General features: G+C 40.5%; 23 protein-coding genes and 1 tRNA gene. 4 read left to right on the forward strand and 20 right to left on the reverse strand.

What is annotated here, in order from left to right:
- Positions 1 to 618: 618 nt before the first annotated feature.
- From KFT32_RS24360 to rpsF, 4 genes are all read right to left on the reverse strand, one after another.
- Positions 619 to 1,242: a M15 family metallopeptidase gene (locus KFT32_RS24360; RefSeq protein WP_249436113.1), complete on the reverse strand. Its 624-nt coding sequence runs from the start codon at positions 1,240 to 1,242 to the stop codon at positions 619 to 621.
- Between the two features lie 276 nt (positions 1,243 to 1,518).
- Complete coding sequence (gene rpsR / locus KFT32_RS24365; protein ID WP_211750009.1) at positions 1,519 to 1,788, reverse strand: 30S ribosomal protein S18; 270 nt, start codon at positions 1,786 to 1,788, stop codon at positions 1,519 to 1,521.
- A 19-nt stretch (positions 1,789 to 1,807) separates the two neighbouring features.
- Positions 1,808 to 2,302, reverse strand: coding sequence for a single-stranded DNA-binding protein (gene ssb / locus KFT32_RS24370; protein ID WP_211750010.1), 495 nt, complete (start codon positions 2,300 to 2,302; stop codon positions 1,808 to 1,810).
- Between the two features lie 52 nt (positions 2,303 to 2,354).
- A complete protein-coding gene (gene rpsF / locus KFT32_RS24375) occupies positions 2,355 to 2,639 on the reverse strand; it encodes a 30S ribosomal protein S6 (protein ID WP_211750011.1) in 285 nt (94 codons plus the stop codon).
- Between the two features lie 203 nt (positions 2,640 to 2,842).
- Between rpsF and KFT32_RS24380 the strand changes: the two genes are divergently transcribed.
- A complete protein-coding gene (locus tag KFT32_RS24380; RefSeq protein WP_211750012.1) occupies positions 2,843 to 3,037 on the forward strand; it encodes a YjzC family protein in 195 nt (64 codons plus the stop codon).
- Between the two features lie 611 nt (positions 3,038 to 3,648).
- Here the strand turns inward: KFT32_RS24380 and KFT32_RS24385 are convergent.
- From KFT32_RS24385 to KFT32_RS24400, 4 genes are all read right to left on the reverse strand, one after another.
- Positions 3,649 to 3,740 (reverse strand) — tRNA-Ser (locus KFT32_RS24385).
- A 65-nt stretch (positions 3,741 to 3,805) separates the two neighbouring features.
- Positions 3,806 to 4,015, reverse strand: a complete 210-nt coding sequence (locus tag KFT32_RS24390; RefSeq protein WP_211750013.1) for a DUF951 domain-containing protein — start codon at positions 4,013 to 4,015, stop codon at positions 3,806 to 3,808.
- Positions 4,005 to 4,961, reverse strand: a complete 957-nt coding sequence (locus tag KFT32_RS24395; protein WP_211750039.1) for a mechanosensitive ion channel family protein — start codon at positions 4,959 to 4,961, stop codon at positions 4,005 to 4,007. The genes KFT32_RS24390 and KFT32_RS24395 overlap by 11 nt, the downstream gene beginning before the upstream one ends.
- 11 nt (positions 4,962 to 4,972) lie before the next feature.
- The gene (locus tag KFT32_RS24400; protein ID WP_211750014.1) at positions 4,973 to 5,242 is read right to left on the reverse strand and encodes a putative Se/S carrier protein; all 270 of its coding nucleotides are present in this window, start codon (positions 5,240 to 5,242) and stop codon (positions 4,973 to 4,975) included.
- Positions 5,243 to 5,349: 107 nt separating this feature from the next.
- Here KFT32_RS24400 and yyaC point away from each other — a divergent pair, with 107 nt between their 5' ends.
- A complete protein-coding gene (yyaC, locus tag KFT32_RS24405; protein ID WP_211750015.1) occupies positions 5,350 to 5,958 on the forward strand; it encodes a spore protease YyaC in 609 nt (202 codons plus the stop codon).
- Here yyaC and KFT32_RS24410 read toward each other — a convergent pair.
- The 12 genes from KFT32_RS24410 to rpmH form a co-directional block, all read right to left on the reverse strand.
- Positions 5,930 to 6,430: a DUF4446 family protein gene (locus KFT32_RS24410; RefSeq protein WP_211750016.1), complete on the reverse strand. Its 501-nt coding sequence runs from the start codon at positions 6,428 to 6,430 to the stop codon at positions 5,930 to 5,932. The genes yyaC and KFT32_RS24410 overlap by 29 nt on opposite strands.
- Before the next feature lie 26 nt (positions 6,431 to 6,456).
- A complete protein-coding gene (locus KFT32_RS24415) occupies positions 6,457 to 7,629 on the reverse strand; it encodes an aminotransferase class V-fold PLP-dependent enzyme (RefSeq protein ID WP_249436115.1) in 1,173 nt (390 codons plus the stop codon).
- 166 nt (positions 7,630 to 7,795) lie between these two features.
- Positions 7,796 to 8,638 carry a ParB/RepB/Spo0J family partition protein gene (locus KFT32_RS24420; RefSeq protein WP_211750017.1) on the reverse strand — a complete coding sequence of 281 codons (843 nt, stop codon included), beginning with the start codon at positions 8,636 to 8,638 and terminating at the stop codon, positions 7,796 to 7,798.
- Positions 8,631 to 9,392, reverse strand: coding sequence for a ParA family protein (locus tag KFT32_RS24425; protein ID WP_211750018.1), 762 nt, complete (start codon positions 9,390 to 9,392; stop codon positions 8,631 to 8,633). Before KFT32_RS24425 ends, KFT32_RS24420 begins: the two co-directional genes overlap by 8 nt.
- A 114-nt stretch (positions 9,393 to 9,506) precedes the next feature.
- A complete protein-coding gene (gene noc / locus KFT32_RS24430; RefSeq protein WP_211750019.1) occupies positions 9,507 to 10,325 on the reverse strand; it encodes a nucleoid occlusion protein in 819 nt (272 codons plus the stop codon).
- A 450-nt stretch (positions 10,326 to 10,775) separates the two neighbouring features.
- Complete coding sequence (gene rsmG / locus KFT32_RS24435) at positions 10,776 to 11,501, reverse strand: 16S rRNA (guanine(527)-N(7))-methyltransferase RsmG (RefSeq protein ID WP_211750020.1); 726 nt, start codon at positions 11,499 to 11,501, stop codon at positions 10,776 to 10,778.
- Positions 11,502 to 11,503: 2 nt separating this feature from the next.
- Entirely contained in the window at positions 11,504 to 13,390 is a 1,887-nt protein-coding gene (gene mnmG, locus KFT32_RS24440; RefSeq protein WP_211750021.1) for a tRNA uridine-5-carboxymethylaminomethyl(34) synthesis enzyme MnmG, read from the reverse strand.
- A 218-nt stretch (positions 13,391 to 13,608) separates the two neighbouring features.
- Positions 13,609 to 14,985: a tRNA uridine-5-carboxymethylaminomethyl(34) synthesis GTPase MnmE gene (gene mnmE, locus KFT32_RS24445; RefSeq protein ID WP_211750022.1), complete on the reverse strand. Its 1,377-nt coding sequence runs from the start codon at positions 14,983 to 14,985 to the stop codon at positions 13,609 to 13,611.
- Between the two features lie 159 nt (positions 14,986 to 15,144).
- Positions 15,145 to 15,873: an RNA-binding cell elongation regulator Jag/EloR gene (jag, locus tag KFT32_RS24450; RefSeq protein WP_211750023.1), complete on the reverse strand. Its 729-nt coding sequence runs from the start codon at positions 15,871 to 15,873 to the stop codon at positions 15,145 to 15,147.
- A gap of 64 nt (positions 15,874 to 15,937) precedes the next feature.
- Entirely contained in the window at positions 15,938 to 16,825 is an 888-nt protein-coding gene (locus KFT32_RS24455; RefSeq protein WP_211750024.1) for a YidC/Oxa1 family membrane protein insertase, read from the reverse strand.
- Between the two features lie 69 nt (positions 16,826 to 16,894).
- On the reverse strand, positions 16,895 to 17,251 hold the full coding sequence (gene rnpA / locus KFT32_RS24460; protein WP_211750025.1) for a ribonuclease P protein component: 357 nt from the start codon (positions 17,249 to 17,251) through the stop codon (positions 16,895 to 16,897).
- A 163-nt stretch (positions 17,252 to 17,414) separates the two neighbouring features.
- Positions 17,415 to 17,549 (reverse strand): 50S ribosomal protein L34, encoded by a 135-nt coding sequence (gene rpmH, locus KFT32_RS24465; RefSeq protein ID WP_091159838.1) that lies wholly within the window; start codon positions 17,547 to 17,549, stop codon positions 17,415 to 17,417.
- Positions 17,550 to 18,169: 620 nt separating this feature from the next.
- Here rpmH and KFT32_RS24470 point away from each other — a divergent pair.
- Positions 18,170 to 18,838 (forward strand): GntR family transcriptional regulator, encoded by a 669-nt coding sequence (locus KFT32_RS24470; protein ID WP_211750026.1) that lies wholly within the window; start codon positions 18,170 to 18,172, stop codon positions 18,836 to 18,838.
- Between the two features lie 189 nt (positions 18,839 to 19,027).
- Positions 19,028 to 20,389, forward strand: coding sequence for a GntP family permease (locus KFT32_RS24475; RefSeq protein WP_211750027.1), 1,362 nt, complete (start codon positions 19,028 to 19,030; stop codon positions 20,387 to 20,389).
- Positions 20,390 to 20,413 lie beyond the last annotated feature (24 nt).

The following is a 20,413-nucleotide window of genomic DNA, read 5'->3' on the forward strand; positions in this document are numbered from 1 at the left end:
ATTTATTGATTTTTCAATAATTTATTGTAATAATACGTGTAAATTTTACTAACGTCAATGCTTTTTTAATAATTTTATGAGATGTAGTGTTTATTTTTTGTTTGTTTGGGGTATAAAGACCTGATTCTCTCTATCTTTGACATGTATAAAATATGACAGTATATTGCTATAAGAGACTTAAATCTTTCTAAAAACCTAACATTTATATTACGATATCATTAGAATTACAAGTATTTATGTAATATATAATGACATTGATAGAAATAAAACCGTAATTTTTTATTGTCTACATCTCAGTTTTGGGTTTTAGCGACATGATTCGAGAGAGGACTGAAACTGGAATAGGATTTGGAAATATCGAGTGTTTTACCAAAGAAATACATATAATGATTTAAGAGGTTAAAATAAGTGTACTTACGATCTTTACATTGACGCCTCTTTTACATAACAACGTAGTTATTTTTCTACCTTCGGTTAATAGAACTTTTTTCCTATTATACAATTTCATCTGTTTATTTCAAGTAAAATCTTAATATTGTTTGTAAACTTCTAGTCAAGAATTCAATCAAAAAGGCCCTACAAATGTAGGACCTCCATATTTTATTATTGCATTAAGAATTATTCTCCGCTTGCCTCTAAATCTTCAGAATCCAATGTATATCCTGGTGGTCTTTTCCCACGCTGCAACTCGGCTATGCTGTATCCAAAATCATACTGGAGATGAGGATAGTCAGGAAAACTGGCCCAATCGCCTCCCCACTCAAAGCCGAGCTCTTTGGCGATTTCTACAATTTCCATCCAATCCGAATTCCCATTCTCATTTCCATCATATTCCATATCCCAGACCACTTTGTCATCCGATACTCTAATTGCAAAATCAATAGCAAGTCCATAATTATGATAGGATTCTCCGCCTCTTGCTGAAGTTACAATTTTCCCATCTGTAGATCTGCCTTGTTGAAAAAGCTCGTCTTGTCTCGCTTTACTCCGGTATCCTTCCGTTATAATGATCCGTATCCCTTTCTTCCTAGCACGCTCCACTAACTGCCCCTGCTTCTCAGCGACGGTCGGGTGTAAGCCTGTGACTTCTATAGGATCTTCCTCTACCTCTTTAGAAAAAGGGCTGCTCCAATCTATACGAAAAGAGTTAGACTGGGAAATATAATATACAAATGCCAAGAGTAACAGCATGAAAAATAAACGCCGTGATGAGCCACGTCTTTGATGTGTTTGCTTTCTCATAACCACTCCTATTTCTATTTGTTTATTCCGCCAAAAACATATAACTGCTATTACATTGATCATACTCATTACTTCACATTTACGAAGTTAGAGTACGTTTAGTTACAACCAAAACTATAATATTCTTCAATCTATCCTATCATTATATTCTCTGTAATAGCGAGCCACAACTTTGTTCCAATATTTCCATGATCGAATTTGGGTACTTTTATGTAATTAAATACAAAAAAACAACCTGCTGTAAACAGCAGGTTGTTCTATTCACTGAACCTGAAACTATTCAGTTGTGTACGGAAGCAATGCGATTTGACGGGAGCGTTTAACCGCAATCGTCAACATGCGTTGGTATTTTGCACTAGTGCCAGTTACACGGCGTGGCAAAATTTTTCCGCGCTCACTGATAAATTTACGAAGCAGGTCCGTATCTTTATAGTCAATGTGAGTAATTTTGTTAACAGTGAAGAAGCAAACTTTACGACGTTTATTACGGCCGCCGCGGCGTGCCGGTCTTTTGTCGTCTCCGCCTTCTCTTTGTTTGAAGCCCATGCTAGTCAGTCCTTCCTAATTAAAATGGCAAATCATCATCCGAAATATCAATCGGTTTACCGTCATCGGAAAAAGGATCCTGATTGTTCCGTGAGAAATTGTTGTTGTTACTATTCCCTCGGTTACCGTTGCCGCCGCCTCCATAGGAAGGCTCTTCACGCATAGTTCCACCGCCATTTGTGTTGCCACCATCACGGTTAGATTCCAAGAAACGAACGTTATCAGCGATAACTTCAGTAACGTATACACGTTTGCCTTCGTTATTCTCATAGTTACGTACTTGAATGCGTCCCTCGACGGCTGTTAGACGGCCTTTACGCAAATAGTTTGCACAAGTTTCCGCTAGCTGTCTCCAGGTAACGACCGGTATAAAATCAGCTTCCCGTTCTCCACCTTGGCTTGTAAACGGACGGTCTACAGCAAGTGTAAATTGAGTTACGGCAACTCCAGCAGGAGTATAACGTAATTCAGGGTCACGGGTTAACCGGCCAATCAGAATGACTCGGTTCAACAATCTAATCCCCTCCTTCTGAGCGTAGTTATTACAAAATCAAATGTTTTCTGGATTAAGCAACGTCATTCGTGATGAGATAACGAATTACTTCGTCAGAAATTTTCATGAGACGTTCCAACTCGGAAACGACAGCTGGTTCAGCGTTGAAGTTAACCAACACATAGTGACCATCACGGAATTTCTTAATCTCATACGCAAGACGGCGTTTACCCATTACATCATGCTTTGTAATTTCACCGCCATTGGAGATGATGCCTTGGAATTTTTCGACTGCAGCTTGAACAGCTTCTTGTTCAATATCAGGACGAATAATGTACATCACTTCGTATTTGCGCATAACTATACACCTCCTTATGGACATAAGGCCCCCAAGTCTTAGCTCGAGAGCAAGGAACGAGAACAAACTCGCACCATATCAATATATCATTTTCACAAGACGAGTGCAAGCACATGTTCTCTTTTACCATTGGATTGTTGGACATGTTTGTAATGTGATTTGCACACAATAATATCTGCACTACAACATAAGGAGGAATCATAATGGGTGAAAGAACGGAATTCGAACCAGGAGATAAAGCTCCAAATGACGGAGAGTATACAGAGGTAGGGGAAGCCAGCTTTCATACAGAGATCAACAACCCCAAACGAGTTAAGCTGAAGAAGGGTGACACCTTCCCTGAAACAACAAACAAAGACCGAAAGTGGAAGAAGCTTACGAAAGCAAGAGTGCATTAACGTTTTATTAAGCAAAATATATGTACTCGTTCTAAAAGATTTTTACAAAAGAATAAACGCCTTAAATTCCCAACTGTTGCTTCGTTTATTTTTTGCTCTTACGGATATAATACAGTTAAGGCAGTGCTCAAGGAGAGGTGTGGTTCCGTTGGATGATTTGAAGACAGGGCCGGACATTCGTTTAAAGGAGGGTCTGCATCGTGGCAAATAGAAGCGGAAGGTAACGTGCTGAAGATGAAATAATGGATTCAGATGCACTGGTATTGCTTTGCAGTACACCGAGTTTCTTATGAATTGTTACGTGAAGATGTTTTCTTTACCAATACGCACTGCCTTCCGAGAAGGACCCTTTGGGGTCCTTTTTTGGTTTCTCTATATAACCGGGCCTGAGCGCTAATACAAAAATCACCGAGGAATACATCCGCAACTCACTAAAAACAGATCGCTTACGTCTAAGTTTGTCATAAAACGAAAAAACCTCCTACGTTAAAATAACGTAAGAGGAGTTATCATTTTAGGTTAGGTTGAATCATTTCGCGCAGTATCCGTTGCTATCCGTATCCGATGCACATAACATGCTGAAAACGTGATAATCATCCGGATTAGTTAAATGGCGGAAAGAGAGGGATTCGAACCCTCGCACGCCGCAAGGCGCCTAACTGATTTCGAGTCAGTCCCCTTATAACCTCTTGGGTACCTTTCCGCAGCAAGATCTATTATATCAAAAAATACTTTTAAAATCAAGAAGAGATTCCCTGATTACTCTCCTTATTCAGGTTCTACCTCTTCAGATGAACGGAGTACTTTTTTGAAGTTCTTTTCAAATTTTGCTCTAGGAACAAGCACACTATGCTTGCATCCAACACACTTTATGCGGATATCCATGCCCATGCGAATGATTTCCATTTCATTGCTACCGCAGGGATGCGGCTTTTTCATCTGAACAATATCTCCGAGACCAAAAACTTTACGCTCCACCCGATCCATCTCCCGTCTCATCATCTTCTCTTGCTGCTGCGCTCTCTAATTCAGCCATCCGAATGTGTTCTTTATATTCTAGAGCTTCCTTCACATCCATTTGAATGACACGCTCCACTGAATGGTTCACATTTGGTAGACATTCAGCTACAACACGGATAACGTATTCGGCAGTCGACATCGACTGAATTCCAACAACTTCAGGTACAGATACGACGTTGGAGTTACGCTCTGGCAAATCACGTACAGCCTCTTTTATAAGCCGCATCGCTTCTCCAAGTTGTTCCTCACCTTTCATTGGAATATCTACAACTGCCTTTGAATTAGCCATAGAGAAATTCGTAACTGTTGTAATTCCTCCATTAGGAATGATGTGGACCTCGCCTGTGAAACTCACAATCTTCGTCGTCCTTAAGCCAATCATCACCACCGTACCTTTCAAGGTACCCGATTGGATAACATCTCCTACGGCGAATTGATCCTCGAGTATAATGAAGAATCCTGTAATAATATCTTTGACCAAACTTTGTGCACCAAAACCAATCGCTAATCCAAGTACACCGGCACTGGCTAACACAGGTCCAAGATTGACACCTAATTGGCTAAGAATAAGTAAAACCAGAATAAAGTTACATACCATGGAGACCACATTTTTCAAAAGTTCTCCGACTGTATTTACTCTTCGGGTATTAATTCTTATTTTTCTTTCGGATTCTTTATTAAGCAAAGACTTATCAATGATTCCATGTAGCACTTTAATAACAATACGAGTTAGAACAAATACAATAATGATTTGTAAAAGAACACCTGTATATCTAATCCACATATCAGCATCTGTGAACCAATTCCAAATACCATCTGTAATGCGCTGAACCCACCCTACTGCATCATTGACTGCTTCAGTTACAGTGGGATCTTCCGGCGGCGTGGTTCCGGTCAATAACATAACGGGCCAATTCACTCCTCATTCTCCTCTCCTACATCTATCTCTATATATTGACTTCCTTCTTTTCTAAAGATGCCACGGATTTCAACCTTCTCCGTTATAATAACATACTTTACTTTCTCCAGAAATTGTTCAGGAAACTGAATAGATAAAGCACACCCTGCGGTTATTTCTTTTGGTGTTGGGTATGTATCAATCTCAACCTCTGCATACTCCAGTAGCATTTCTGTATAAATTGCCTGCTGTGTCGAGTCAAAGGCAATGGTAAGCCACTGATCCATTACGGACCTCCTTCTCTATGTTGGTCTAGTGATTCCAAGTATAAAAAACAGGCTTCTTCCATATACTAGTACTACTATTCCAAGCACGAAAGGAAGATAGTGCGACTATGAATCGTATTCCAAAAGCTTTGTCTTCGCAGGACATGCCTGGCCTGAAAATATCGCATACCGATCCAGGCATCGCTTCAGCCATCGTCCATCGTTTATTATTTCATTTATTTCAGGCTCCTGCCCATAAAGAAATTGTTATCGTCTGCATCGGAACGGATCGCTCAACGGGCGATTGTCTCGGTCCACTTGTTGGAACATCACTGTCCAAGCTACGCAGCTCCATCTTCCACCTATATGGCACACTAGAAGATCCTGTTCATGCAGTGAATCTGAAAGATACGCTCGAAGAAATTTATTCCAGACATCATGATCCTTATGTCATTGGCATAGACGCTTGCCTTGGCCAATCATCAAGTGTAGGTTGCATACAAGTTGCTGCAGGCCCTTTACGTCCAGGAGCAGGTGTAAATAAAGAATTACCGCCGGTCGGCGATATCCATCTTACTGGAATCGTTAACGTCGGCGGCTTCATGGAATATTTTGTACTTCAGAATACTCGTCTTAGTCTTGTCGTTCGCATGGCAGACATTATTTCAAATGGCTTATCTGCTGCGCTTACAGAGTGGCATAAACGTTCTACGCTTCTTGCTGTGCAAGAGCAATAGCTTCTCTTTCTTCATTCGATAACGAATAAGTTGATTCTCCCCCTTTTAGGGGCTTGGCATAGACATAAGATCCATCTCGATTGTATATACCAGTTAACACGATCCCATCACTGTTTTCATTCAACATGGCAATAGAAAAACTAAGGTCGGCTCCTCGTTCTCCATATGCATTATAACGTTTGATCCCCAATTTCCCCTGAACTTGATTCAGTTTTGAGATGGCTTTCGTAATATCATCACGATTCTCTGCTTGAACATCTTCAATAGAATCCATCTGAACCTTGAGATTGAAGAGTAACGACTCCAAATCCTCTACTCCCGTACTGGACATTAGGTTGTTATAATTTTTTCGTAGTTTTCGTAGCTTCACAGCTTGGACAATCATCATGATTAAAAGAACAAGAACAATTAACAGGATACCGAAAATAATGATAGGCAATTGTTCAAGGATCAGCTCATTTATTTCTGTCATTTATTGCTCCTACTCCTCTGTCTTAATTACGATCTGTTGGCAAGGTTATGGACTGCTGCGAGCAGCGCCGAAATTTCTGCCTCAGTTGAGTTTACACCAAAACTAGCCCTCACTGCACCTCTCTCTAAAGTACCCGCACTTTCATGAGCAAGCGGTGCACAGTGATATCCCGAACGCACCGCAATTCCATACTCTCGATCAAGACGGAATGCTAGTTCCGCTGAATCCATAGTTTCTGTATAGAATGATACAAGACCACTTCTTGGCTTCCCTTTACCAGGCCCAAGAATGTGTACTCCGGATATCTCCTCCAAGCCCTCTATTAAATATTGAGATAGAGACCATTCGTGCTTGTATATGTGATCTAGCGTCAGTGACAGCACTTGTTCTATACCTGCTCTTAGGCCAGCATAACCAATTGTGTTAGGGGTACCTGATTCAAATCGATCTGGCCTCACCGTAGGTTGTGCAATGGATTCTGACTGGCTGCCTGTCCCACCGTGAAGCAGTGGCTCCACATTCAAAGCAGGGCTGATATAAAGTCCTCCGGTCCCCTGTGGACCAAGTAAACCCTTATGCCCCGGGAAGGCTAATAAATCGATCCCCATCTCTTCAACCTCAATAGGTATTATCCCTGCACTTTGAGCCGCATCGACTAGCAAAGGAATCTGGTGTTTTCGAGTAACGGCACCTATCTCTTGCAACGGGAGGATACTCCCCAGCAGATTTGAACTGTGAGATACGACAACCAATTTGGTATTAGAGCGGATTGTTTTCTCCAACCTATCGATCTCTATTAGTCCGTCATCCGTAAGAGGGAGATAATCGACTTCGATTTGTCCCAGAGATCTTAAATATTCTAATGGTCTTCTTACGGAGTTATGTTCCATCATGGTCGTGATCACATGATCGCCTGTTTTCAGAATTCCCTTAATGGCTAAATTCAAGCTCATCGTTGTGTTAGAAGTAAGAACAATATCATTGGGATTATGAATACCAAACAACTTCGCTATGGCCCTGCGTGTATTAAATAACACCTTACTTGCTTCTACTGCCATTTGGTGACTTCCTCTGCCTGGGTTTGCACCTGCTGTATCCATCGCCTGAATCATAGCATCTTTAACAACTTCCGGTTTCGGCCATGAAGTTGCCGCGTGATCTAGATATATAATTTGATCAATTCCCTTTGTCTTAGCCATCTATAGAAGACCTCCATACTCCATAAACAAAAGAAAATGACATATCTATTCTCCCTACCCGAGGTAAGAGGACGATATGTCATTACATAAAAGACTTCCTTATCCATTACCCGCTATATCTATGGTTATCTCTGATAGGTTAGACATATAGATTCTATTAGAATACTTATTGAAGTAATTCCAATAACCTCTCTAGGTCTTGTTTACTGTAGTAGTTCAGCTCGATTTTCCCTTTTTCTTTATTAGCTTTAATCTTGACTGTCGTTTTGAAGCGATCACGTAGACTTTCCTCGACAGTTTCAATATAAGGATCTCTCTTTTTCTGTTTCGATTTAGGTTTTGTATCGTTCCCTTTACGATCCAGTTGCTGAACTGCTTCTTCTAGCTCCCTTACGCTCCATTGCTGTTGGATACACTCTTCTGCAAGTTCCTTCACCACTTTTTGATCCTTTAAACCAACAATGGCTCTAGCATGCCCCATAGATAATGTTCCACGTGAAACATGATCCTTCACTTCTTCCGGTAAAGATAACAACCTTAAAAAGTTAGCAATGTGGGATCTTGATTTACCAACCTTCATAGAAAGTTCCTCTTGTGTCAGAGAGAACTGATCCATCAAGCCTTGATATGCTACTGCTACTTCCATTGCGTTTAAATTTTCACGTTGCAAGTTTTCAATGAGCGCAATTTCCATTACTTGCTGTTCTGAAAAATTGCGAACTACCGCAGGAACTGTAGATTTACCACAATATTGTGATGCACGAAAACGTCTCTCTCCAGCAATAATTTCATAACCCTTAAGAACACTACGTACAATAATCGGTTGAATAACTCCGTGCTGGCGAATGGATTCGGCCAGTTCTTGAATCGAATCTTCGTCAAATGTTTTTCTAGGCTGATAAGGATTTGCGCGAAGCTGGCTGAGTGGTATCTCCACAACTTTGTCATCTTCGTTAATCGAAAGCGAAGGTATAAGTGCATCCAAGCCTTTACCTAAACGCTTACTCATATGAAATCACTTCCTTTGCCAACTCTAGATAAACTTCAGCTCCTCTTGAACGAGGATCATACGTAATAATGGACTGTCCGTGTGAAGGTGCCTCGCTGAGTCTGATATTACGTGGAATAATAGTCCGATATACTTTTTGTTGAAAATACTTTTTAACTTCTTCAATAACTTGTATCCCAAGGTTCGTACGAGCATCAAACATCGTAAGAAGAACACCCTCAATTTGAAGAGATGTATTCAGATGCTTTTGAACCAGTCTAACTGTATTTAATAGCTGACTTAAACCTTCAAGGGCGTAATACTCACACTGAATAGGAATAATAACAGAATCGGATGCGGTCAGTGAGTTAATGGTAAGCATCCCAAGTGAAGGAGGGCAATCAATCAAAATATAATCATAATCTTGCTTGATCATCTGTAGAGATTTCTTAAGACGAACTTCACGGGAGATCGTAGATACTAGTTCAATTTCAGCTCCAGCAAGTTGAATGGTAGCTGGAATTAAATGTAGTCCCGGTATGTTGGTCTCAACGATCGCTTCTCTGGGGTGTATTTCTTCAATAAGAACATCATAGATACAATGAGCAACGTCAGCTTTATTAATACCTACCCCACTTGTAGTATTACCTTGGGGATCTATATCTACGAGAAGCACACGCTTGCCAAGCGAAGCCATTCCCGCTCCCAAATTGACAGAGGTCGTTGTCTTCCCTACTCCGCCCTTCTGGTTTGCTACGGCAATAATCTTTGACACTTTGTTCACCTCAATATAGGAGTCATTCCTCAGGGGTATGAGATATGGATGGTTTACCGTAAAGGCCAGAATGAACTGGATAGAAAAAGCGGCAATTGAGCCGCTGCATTTTCGTTATTTGCGTTTAGGAATTTGTATTAAAATTTCATAATGATCTTCATGATCAGATTCTTTTGTTTTAATTTCCAAACCTGAGCCAGAAACCATATCTATGGATTGTCGGATCGTATTCAGTGCAAGTCTTACATCCTTCGTAAAAGAAATGCGTTTCGACTTTTTCAGTTTGGAAGCTTCCTTATAAAAAGCAACCCTTGCTTCTGTTTGCTTTACATTCAATTCTTTGGTAATAACCTCGTCAAGAATCCTTAATTGGATTTCAAGACTATCGAGTGAAAGTAAAGCCCTAGCATGCCGCTCTGATATTTTCCGTTCCATAAGTGCTGTCTTTATTTCATCAGGCAGTTGCAACAAGCGAATCTTATTCGCAATTGTGGATTGGCTTTTTCCAAGGCGCTGAGCCAGACTTTCTTGTGTTAACTGGTGTAAGTCAATCAGCTTTTGATAAGCCACTGCCTCTTCAATCGCAGTAAGCCCTTCACGTTGTAAATTTTCAATAAGCGCAATTGAAGCAGCTTGTGAATCATTAAATTCGCGAACAATAGCAGGAATATGTTCCATGCCCAGCTTCTTAACAGCACGCCAGCGTCTCTCACCAGCAATAATTTCATATTGGGCGTTGCGAATACGGACCACAATCGGCTGAATAACACCATGCGTTTTAATCGTTTGGCATAATTCATCAATCTTCTCGTCATCAAAAATCGTACGGGGCTGATACGGGCTGCTCACAATTTCGTCGATCGGAATTTGTTTTATTTCATCCCCGTTACTGCGTTCCGTCAAACCAAACAACTTCGAAAATTGTTCTTTCATTCCGTATATTACCACCTAATTTCAAAATAGTGCCGCTCGAGGCACTTCGTTGACCTGTTCACTCTTCGATTCCGTGTTGTATATAGGCTAAGGCGTCTAATATATGTATATCTTTATTTTCTATGACGTCTAGACTTCACTCTGCACGAAGAAACTGCTCCTTCTATTCTATCACTTTTTCTTCCATAATCCTATTGTTTGATAGGGCGAATTTTATCGTAATTAGATGAATTAAATCAGGATATTTTTTCTTTTTCATTCTTGAAAATTTAATCATATTGAACCAAAAATGAACTCTCTGTTTTTGCTCCAGACCAAACGATTTACTCAATACAATCTTCATTTATTTTAAAAAATGAAGAGAGATATCTGATTGTTTTCTTCCTACATAGATTATAACGAAATAAAAAAGAGAATGTTTCACGTGAAACATTCTCTTTTCTCTTCTATTTATTTTACAAGTGGTGTCTTTAGAGGCGTACCTGGTTTTCTTGGATATAACTTAGGCGTGGCTGCCGTCTTTCGGATAAGAATCATATGTCTTGCTGACTCTTCCACAGGTAATTGGAAAGCATGTGTATCTATTAGTTTTCCCTTTAGCTCCTTTAAGCTATAAGCAGCTTCCGCCAGCTCGGCGGTAGGGTCACTACCCTTCATCGCTGCGAACACCCCGTCTTTATGAACAAAAGGTAAACAGAATTCATTCAGTACAGCGAGTCTAGCTACTGCGCGTGCAGTAACAAGATCATAATGATCTCGGTAACCTGAACGTCTTCCGATTTCTTCAGCTCGCCCATGAATCAGCTCCACATCTTCAAGACCAAGAGAATCGACAAGATGTTGTAAGAAAGTAATTCGTTTGTTCAGGGAATCAATGATTGTCAGCTTTAGATGAGGAAAACAAATTTTAAGCGGAATACCTGGAAAACCAGCGCCAGAACCAATATCCGCAATTGTATTCACTTCGTTCATCCCTACATAAAAAGCAAGTGAAACTGAATCGTAGAAATGTTTTGTATAAACCTGCTCTCTTTCTGTGATTCCAGTGAGGTTCATTTTTTCATTCCAAGACACGAGCTCTTTATAATAAATTTCAAATTGATCTAACTGTTTCTCATTCAGTTCTATCTGATGGTTAGCTAGACGTTCTTGCAGTTCCTGCTGTATATGATCCATCGTTACCCCCTAGATGCAGTAACCCGATTATAATGTTCCAAATAAACGAGCAATATTGAAATATCAGCTGGCGTTACACCCGAAATTCGGGACGCTTGCCCGATAGAGATTGGACGGATTTTATCGAGTTTTTGTTTTGCTTCCATAGCGAGACCATGAATTTCGTTGTAATCAATGGTATCCGGAATTTTCTTTTTCTCCATTTTTTGCAGACGTTCTACATGAATGAGTTGCTTCTCGATGTAACCAGCATACTTGATCTGGATTTCAACTTGTTCCTTCATTTCCTCATTCAATTCATAAGGAGAAAGCGAGATGCTTTCGATAAAATGATAGGTTAACTCGGGACGTCTCATTAACGTAAGTAGTGTAATCCCGTCTTGCAACTGAGCAGATTCCATGCCTGCAAGAAGTTCATTCACTTCAGATGGCCGAACACGAGTTGTACGCAGGCGCTCAATCTCTTGCTCTACCTTTTCCTTTTTGGTAAGAAATTTAGCATATCTCTCATCAGATACGAGTCCAATCTCATGTCCTAATGGAGTGAGTCTCAGATCCGCGTTGTCATGACGCAACAGCAAACGATATTCTGCTCTAGAAGTAAGCAAACGGTAAGGTTCATTCGTTCCTTTCGTTACTAGATCATCTATAAGGACACCAATGTACCCTTGGGAACGATCAAGAACGACCGCTTCTTTTCCTTGAGCTTTGCGAGCTGCATTGATACCAGCCATAATTCCTTGACCCGCTGCTTCTTCATAACCCGAAGTTCCGTTGATTTGGCCTGCAGTAAATAGACCAGGTAGACGTTTCGTTTCAAGTGATGGGAGAAGCTGAGTTGGTACCATTGCGTCGTATTCAATAGCATATCCGTTACGCATCATTTGTACATTTTCCATACCTGGAATTGAACGCAATACTTCTAATTGCACATCTTCAGGCAAACTCGTGGACAGACCCTGTACATAGTACTCTTTTGTATTTTTACCTTCCGGTTCCAAAAAGATTTGATGTTTTGGTTTATCACTAAAACGAACAATCTTATCTTCGATCGATGGGCAATAACGCGGTCCAGTCCCTTCAATAACACCAGAGAACATCGGAGCACGATGTAAATTGTCGCTGATAATTTGATGAGTGTCAGCAGATGTATAGGTCAACCAACAAGGGAGTTGCTCATTATCCGAACCTTCTGTCTCGTATGAGAAAAATTTGGGAATATCATCACCTGGTTGAATTTCCGTTTTACTGAAATCGATCGTATCCTTGTGTACCCGAGGTGGTGTACCTGTTTTAAAACGTACGAGTTCAAAACCAAGTTCTTTCAGATGATCAGAAAGTTTAATCGATGGCTGCTGATTATTAGGTCCGCTCTCATACATCAATTCACCCATAATTACTTTTCCACGCAAATACGTACCTGTTGTAAGTACAACCGATTTAGCGCGGTATTCCGTTCCCGTCTGTGTAACGACACCAACACACTCTCCGTTTTCCACAATTAAACGGTCTACCATCCCTTGGCGCATCGTCAGATTCGGTTCCATTTCCATTGTTTCTTTCATCGTGTGCTGATAAGAAAATTTATCTGCCTGTGCGCGTAAAGCATGTACTGCAGGTCCTTTTCCCGTGTTGAGCATTCTCATCTGGATAAACGTTCGGTCCGTGTTTCTACCCATTTCTCCGCCAAGTGCATCAATCTCCCGAACGACGTGCCCTTTTGCAGGGCCGCCTATAGATGGATTACAAGGCATAAAAGCGACCATATCCAGGTTAATAGTGACCATCAGCGTTTTGCATCCCATACGGGCTGCGGCCAGGGCAGATTCTACACCAGCATGACCTGCACCGACGACAATAACATCAAATGTACCGCCATCAAATCCCATCTTTCCTTCCTCCTTGTTTAGGGTATCCCCCTAATATTTACTGCTGTATTAAAACGAAATCGGATCATACCAAATCCTGATTCCTCATCGAGTTAACTTAATATCATGCTTACACGAAGCACTAACCTTCATTATATCAAAAATAAATACAATTCCATAAGAGGGACTTTAGATTACTGATGACTAGAATAGTTCTTCATTATCTTATCGATACACCCTTATTTACCCAAACAGAATTGAGAGAAAATCTGATCGATGAGCGCATCATGAGCAGTATCTCCTACAATCTCACCAAGATGCTCCCACGCTAATCTAACATCAATTTGAATCATATCAATAGGAATATACTGTTCAGCCGCATCATAAGCATCCTGCAAAGATTGTTTTGCTTTTTTCAAAAGAGAGATGTGTCGTACATTGCTGACATAAGTCAGATCCGCAGATTCCAACTGTCCACTAAAGAATAATTTTGATATTGCCTCTTCAAGCAAATCAATACCTTCTTCTGCTTTAACAGACATAGGCACAATCAATTCAGGATCAATATATCGTTCAAGAATCTCCCGATCAATCATCGTAGGTAGATCCATTTTATTCAAGATAATAATTGCTTGTCTTCCTTTAATTTGCTCCAACAGTTCAAGCTCATCTTCGTGAAGGGGTTCTCCTGCATTCACTACCATTAGAATCAGGTCTGCTTCGGTAAAAGCAGTTCGTGAACGCTCCACACCTATCTTTTCGACTACATCCATCGTTTCACGGATACCTGCGGTATCCAGAAGCTTCAATGGAATATTATTAATCGTTACAAACTCTTCGATTACATCACGTGTTGTTCCCGGAATATCTGTCACAATTGCACGATTGTCATGTGCCAGCGTATTAAGAAGTGAAGATTTCCCTACATTCGGTCTTCCAACGATAGCCGTTGTAATTCCTTCTCTTAAAATCTTTCCTTGTTCTGCTGTTTTTAACAGCTTATCGATTTCACTCATTACAAGAGAAGACTTCTCTTTAATGAATTCAGAAGTAAGTGACTCCACATCATGTTCTGGATAATCAATATTCACTTCAATATGTGCCATTGTTTCAACAAGGGTATATCTCAGATCGCGTATTTTAGTAGAGAGAGACCCTCCCACTTGTTTTAATGCGACAGAGAAAGCACGATCAGACTTGGAACGTATCAGGTCCATTACCCCTTCTGCCTGAGACAAGTCGATTCTGCCATTCAAAAATGCTCGTTTAGTGAATTCGCCAGGCTCTGCCACCCGGATATCAAGCATAAGCAGTAGATCCATGATCCGTTTTACCGAGATAACTCCCCCGTGAGAGCTGATTTCCACAACATCCTCAGTTGTAAAAGAGCGCGGGGCTCTCATCACAGTGACAAGCACCTCTTCCACAGTTTCTCTCGTCTCCGGATTGATAATGTGTCCATAATGCACTGTATGTGATTCTGCCTGCCCAAGAGGCGTTTTACTCTTTACGATCTTCCCTACTTCTGTGACAGCATCTGGTCCACTAACACGAATTACTGCAATCCCTGCTTCTCCTACCGCTGTCGAAATTGCAGCTATTGTATCACTAATCACCTGTGTTCACCTTCCTTAATCAATACTAACGATCTATATAGAAGTTACTAACGACTGTTATATTCATTATCCATTACGTACCCCGATTACGAAAAAAGCAATGGCTTCTGCATGGGGCAGGAAGCCATTGCGTGTTCGCATGAAATCACATGTTTGTACTTATTTGAGTGTAATCACAACTCTACGATTAGGCTCTTCGCCTCTACTAATCGTATTCACCTGACGGTGATGCTGAAGTTTCGCATGAATTACTTTACGTTCCTGAGAAGGCATTGGTTCAAGTACAACTTCTTTTCCCGTACGAATTACTTGTGATGCCAAGCGGTCTGCAAGTTCTTCTAATGTCTTGCGGCGTCTTAATCTGAAATTCTCTGCATCAAGAATAATCCGCACGAAACTGCTTGAGTTCTTGTTAGCCACAATATTCGTTAAATACTGAAGTGCATCCAAGGTCTGGCCCCTACGTCCGATAATAAGTCCCAGATCTTCTCCAGTAATATTAAAAATCTTGCCATCTCTGCTTTTCTTAATCTCGATTTCGACTTCAAGCCCCATACCGGCAGCTACTTCCTTAACGAAATCACTTGCCTCAACATATGGATCAACTTCAGTAGTTCTATTCGTATCTATCTCAGTTGAAATAGAAGAAGTTAGACCAGAAGTACGGACCTGAGCAGAATCAGGCTCTTTTTCGAAGGACTCTTCTTTCCGTTTCGGAATGAGTGTCAATTCTACTTTGGCTGGCTTAACACCAATGAGACCTAAAAAACCTCTGGATGGCTGTTCTAAGACGTTTAACGCAACCAAATCGCGGCTAACACCAAGTTGTGTCAGTCCTTGATCTACAGCATCTTCTATCGTTTTACCTGTCGCAATGACGGTGGTCATATGGAACGCCGTGCCTCCTTCACCACATACTGATATGATAAACTGGGAGAGCTAACTTAACTTTTTATTTTTTCTTTCTTTTCTTTTTCTTCTTCGCTTGTGAGTTTACTCCATTTGTAGAAACAAGTCCTGCTTGTCCCTTCTTGGAAGAACCCGTAGCGCCTTGAACATTCGAAGCAGCAATAAGCTTATCATTGTTCCGGTAAAGGAAGAAGTTTTGAACGATGGTGTAGATGTTTGAGTAGAACCAGTAGAGTGGCAATGCCGATGCAAACTGATAGGACATTACAAACATCAGAATTGGATATACCCACAGCATAAACTGCATAGGTCCTTGCTGCTGCGACGGATTCTGCTTCATCATATACCATGTTTGGAAGAACATAGACACAGCAACGAGCACAGGAAGAATAAACATTTTATCTGGGGAACCAAGTTCCATCCATAAGAAAGTGTGCTTGCTGATATTTGAGTTATAAAGAATCGAGTTATAAAGAGCGATATAAATAGGCATCTGGATAATCAGAGGCAAACAACCCGCCATTGGATTGACTTTATGCTCTTGGAAAAGCTTCATCGTTTCCGCTTGAATTTTTTCTGGAGTATCCTTGTACTTCGTTTGGATTTCCTTAATTAGCGGTTGAATCTTCTGCATGTTTCTTGAACTTTTTACTTGTTTAATAGTGAGTGGAAGAATTAATGTCCGTACGATAATTACTAGTACCAAAATCGCTAGGCCATACTCTCCGCCAAACCATTTAGCAAATGAGTCTAAAGATAGTGAAAACCAGTAAACTACGTTACTTTTCCAAAAAGATTCACTGTTCTTCAAGTCTTCCGTAGTAACATGTGTTGTGTTCGTAGGAGCACAACCAGCTAATACAGCAACCAAAGCGATGACAGCGATCAGGAGAAGCCACTTCTTCCCCTTCATTGACTTGAGTCGAGACACTTCATAACCCCTCTCTTAACCTATCCATTCCACCGTAAATAATACCATAAGTAGAAGAACAAAGAAACGCTAATTCGAGCGTCTTTCTGCCTTCAAAAGCGAAGCTTTTCGCAGGACATGAAGAATGCTTTTTTCCATTTCCTGATAGCTCATTGAAACGGCTCCCTTTCTTACGATAAAAATGAGATCCATGTTCTCAACAATTTCGGTTTCATGATGTCGAATAATTTCTTTAATCAATCTTCGCATGCGATTGCGGACAACCGCATTGCCAATCTTCTTGCTGCAAGATACGCCGACACGAAACTGCTCGACATCCTTGCGACGCAATCCATATACCACAAACTGATAGTTTGCTTGAGACTTACCATAACGGTATACGCGACTAAAGTCGGCACGGTTTCGTAAACGTAATCTTTTATGCAATGCTCTCTTCTCCTTGCTTCAACGCGTTTGTTCCTTAATAAACGCATTGTTACACCCTAATTTAAGTATGGACGATCATAGGAAGCTATAAACGCTCCTCTTATTAAAGTCAAAATTGCTTATTTAAGAAAAAAAGACCACCGTAGTGGTCTTCATGCACGCATTACGCACTGAGTACTTTTCTGCCTTTCAGACGGCGGGCTGCCAGAACTTTACGGCCGTTTTTCGTGCTCATTCTTTTCCGGAAACCATGGTTCTTCTTACGTTTGCTAACATTCGGTCTAAATGTTGGTCTCATGTATTGCACCCCCTTATAAGGAATCCTGTACAGATTGAACTACCTAGTACTACTTATAAACTGTTTATTTGCATAGTGCAATCCATAACGATATCGTTAATTAATCATTTTCATCAACACAGAAAATGCCTTTATATATTTAACCATGTATAAGTCAAAAAGTCAACTTAACTACAGTATGCGCATAATCAAAACCATTTGATTCATTTGTCCACAATTTTACTCCATCATCCCAACAAACAATAAAGTTATTCACATGTGGATATCAATTTTCACATTTCTATTTTCTTTACTTCTACTATATATGTTGAAATCCTAGTACAAGGAATGTCTTATTTTATATTTAAATTAATAATGTTTCAAATATAAGGAAACCTGTTTATATGGAGAAATGCATAGTAATAGATGCTTACGTTGCTTTATTTAAACGTTTACAAAATGTTCACAGTTGTTGTACGATAGATTTATCACTAACTTGTATACAAGTATACCTAACAATGTTTATGCTCTTTTATTTTACTGTAACGCTGTTTTTAGTTACCATTAGATTAGAGTCTAGATTCAATATATGATGAACTACACTCTCTTCAAATGAAATGTATGGATAGGAGAGTTATTTGATGCATTATCCTTCTGCTTGGCTGCAAGGAAGTTCTCTTGGAGAGTTTATTGTAAGCGAATTACGCTTGCAAATTATTGATGGCACCATCCCTCCGGGGGAAATTTTATCTGAGAATAGAATAGCTGCCCAATTTAGCAGCAGTCGTTCCCCCGTAAGAGATGCATTTAAAACGCTTTCAAACGAAGGCTTGATTCGTCTTGAACGTATGGGCGCTGTTGTTCTTGGTCTCAGTGCAAAAGATATGGATGAGCTCTATGATGTGAGATACCTTATTGAAAGTTTTGTTCAAGAAAATTTGGCAAAACAGCTGCCTCATGATTTGATGACAAAACTGCAGCAAATTATCGATAAAATGGAACTCTCAATGAAACACTCTGATTTTGTCGAATTCGCCTATCAGGATCTCCAGTTTCACGAGACGATCATTATGGAAGCGAACCATACTCGAATGCTTCATTTATGGAAGAGCATTCGCCAGATTATTATGACAGTACTTTTACTTACGACAGAAGAAATTTTCTCTCAAGGTACCGAACGTATTGAAGCAGTCATCGATAAGCATCGTAAGTTAATGAAAGGCCTTGAATCAAGAGATGAAATGATCATAGCTAAAGAAGTGAAGTGTTATTTCTCAGATTCACGCCAAACGCTGCATAAAACTTTATAAAAATTCCTTCTATATGTAGCATATGTTCTAGCAGAGACAGTGCAGAAAATGTACTTTCTCTTTTTAAAAAGTTGTCGACAAGTATACAATTAGGGATATATTTTCAAAACAGTTTTGTAAGCGCACTTATTTTCTGAAATAGAGGTAACGCCTCCACTTTATATTGCATTACAAAGGAGAAAACTCACCATGGAAAGTATTTTTGGCCTGAGTCACACAGCAACGATGTTGATCTGGACTCTTATCACGATTGTATTTCTGGTTGTTCTCATTTCTAAATATAAATGGAATCCATTTGTATCTCTTTTAATTGCGGCATTAATTCTAGGTCTTCTTACCGGAATGAATACTGAAGATGTTGTATCATCCATTACAAGTGGTGTTGGCGGAACACTGGGGACCATAGCAATTGTTATCGGGCTTGGTACCATGCTTGGTAAAATGATGGCTGAGTCCGGCGGTGCAGAACGAATTGCTACAACTCTCATTGACCGTTTTGGCTTGAAACGCGTTCACTGGGCCATGATGATTGTCGGATTTATTGTTGGTATTCCAGTATTTTTTGAAGTCGGTCTTATTTTGCTGATTCCAATCATCTTTACTGTGGCTCGAAAAACGGGTTTATCCATTCTTAAGATCGGAATTCCGATTTTGGCTGGCCTTTCTACCGTCCACGGACTTGTCCCTCCTCATCCTGCACCCATGATTGCAATTGAGGCATTCGGAGCAAACTTAGGTCAGACGATAATGTATTCATTTTTAGTGGGATTACCCACTGCAATTATAGCCGGCCCTCTCTTCGGTAACTTTATTAGCAAGAGAGTGAAAGTAGAGCCTCCAGCAGAACTTGCAGAACAATTTGCATTAAAAAGTGAACGCGAGCTGCCTGGATTCGGTATTACGCTGCTTACTATATTACTGCCAGTCATCCTTATGCTCTCCGGATCAATTGCACTCATTGTGGATCCAGAAGGTGTAAATGGGTTTGCCCATTTTCTTGAATTTATCGGAAATGAAATCGTTGCGCTCCTTATTTCCGTCGTTTTTGCTCTCTTTTCCCTTGGTTTTGCACGAGGGTTTAACAAAAGTGAAATTTCCAAGTTTACAAGTGAATGTCTTGCACCGACAGCCAGCATTATTTTGATCATCGGCGGTGGCGGTGCATTTAAACAAGTACTTATTAACAGCGGCGTCGGTACTGCCATTGCAGAGCTTGCTACAAGCATGAATATTAATATTATTTTATTCGCTTGGCTGGTTGCTGCTCTCATTCGTGTGGCAACGGGTTCCGCAACCGTCGCAATGACAACAGCCGCTGGTATTGTCGCACCTGTTCTTGCACTTTCACCGGGTGTGAGTGTGGAACTTGTAGTTCTAGCGACAGGCGCAGGCTCTCTTTTCCTTTCCCATGTGAATGATGCTGGGTTCTGGATGATCAAAGAGTTTTTCAACATGACCGTTTCACAAACTCTTAAAACATGGTCCGTTATGGAGAGCGTGCTCTCTGTGGTTGCGCTGGTCTTAATTTTATTGCTTAGCACCGTGATCTAATCAAGCCCCCTGTTATCTTCAACT

It is taken from the genome of Paenibacillus sp. Marseille-Q4541, from assembly GCF_018310695.1.
Lineage (GTDB): Bacteria > Bacillota > Bacilli > Paenibacillales > Paenibacillaceae > Paenibacillus.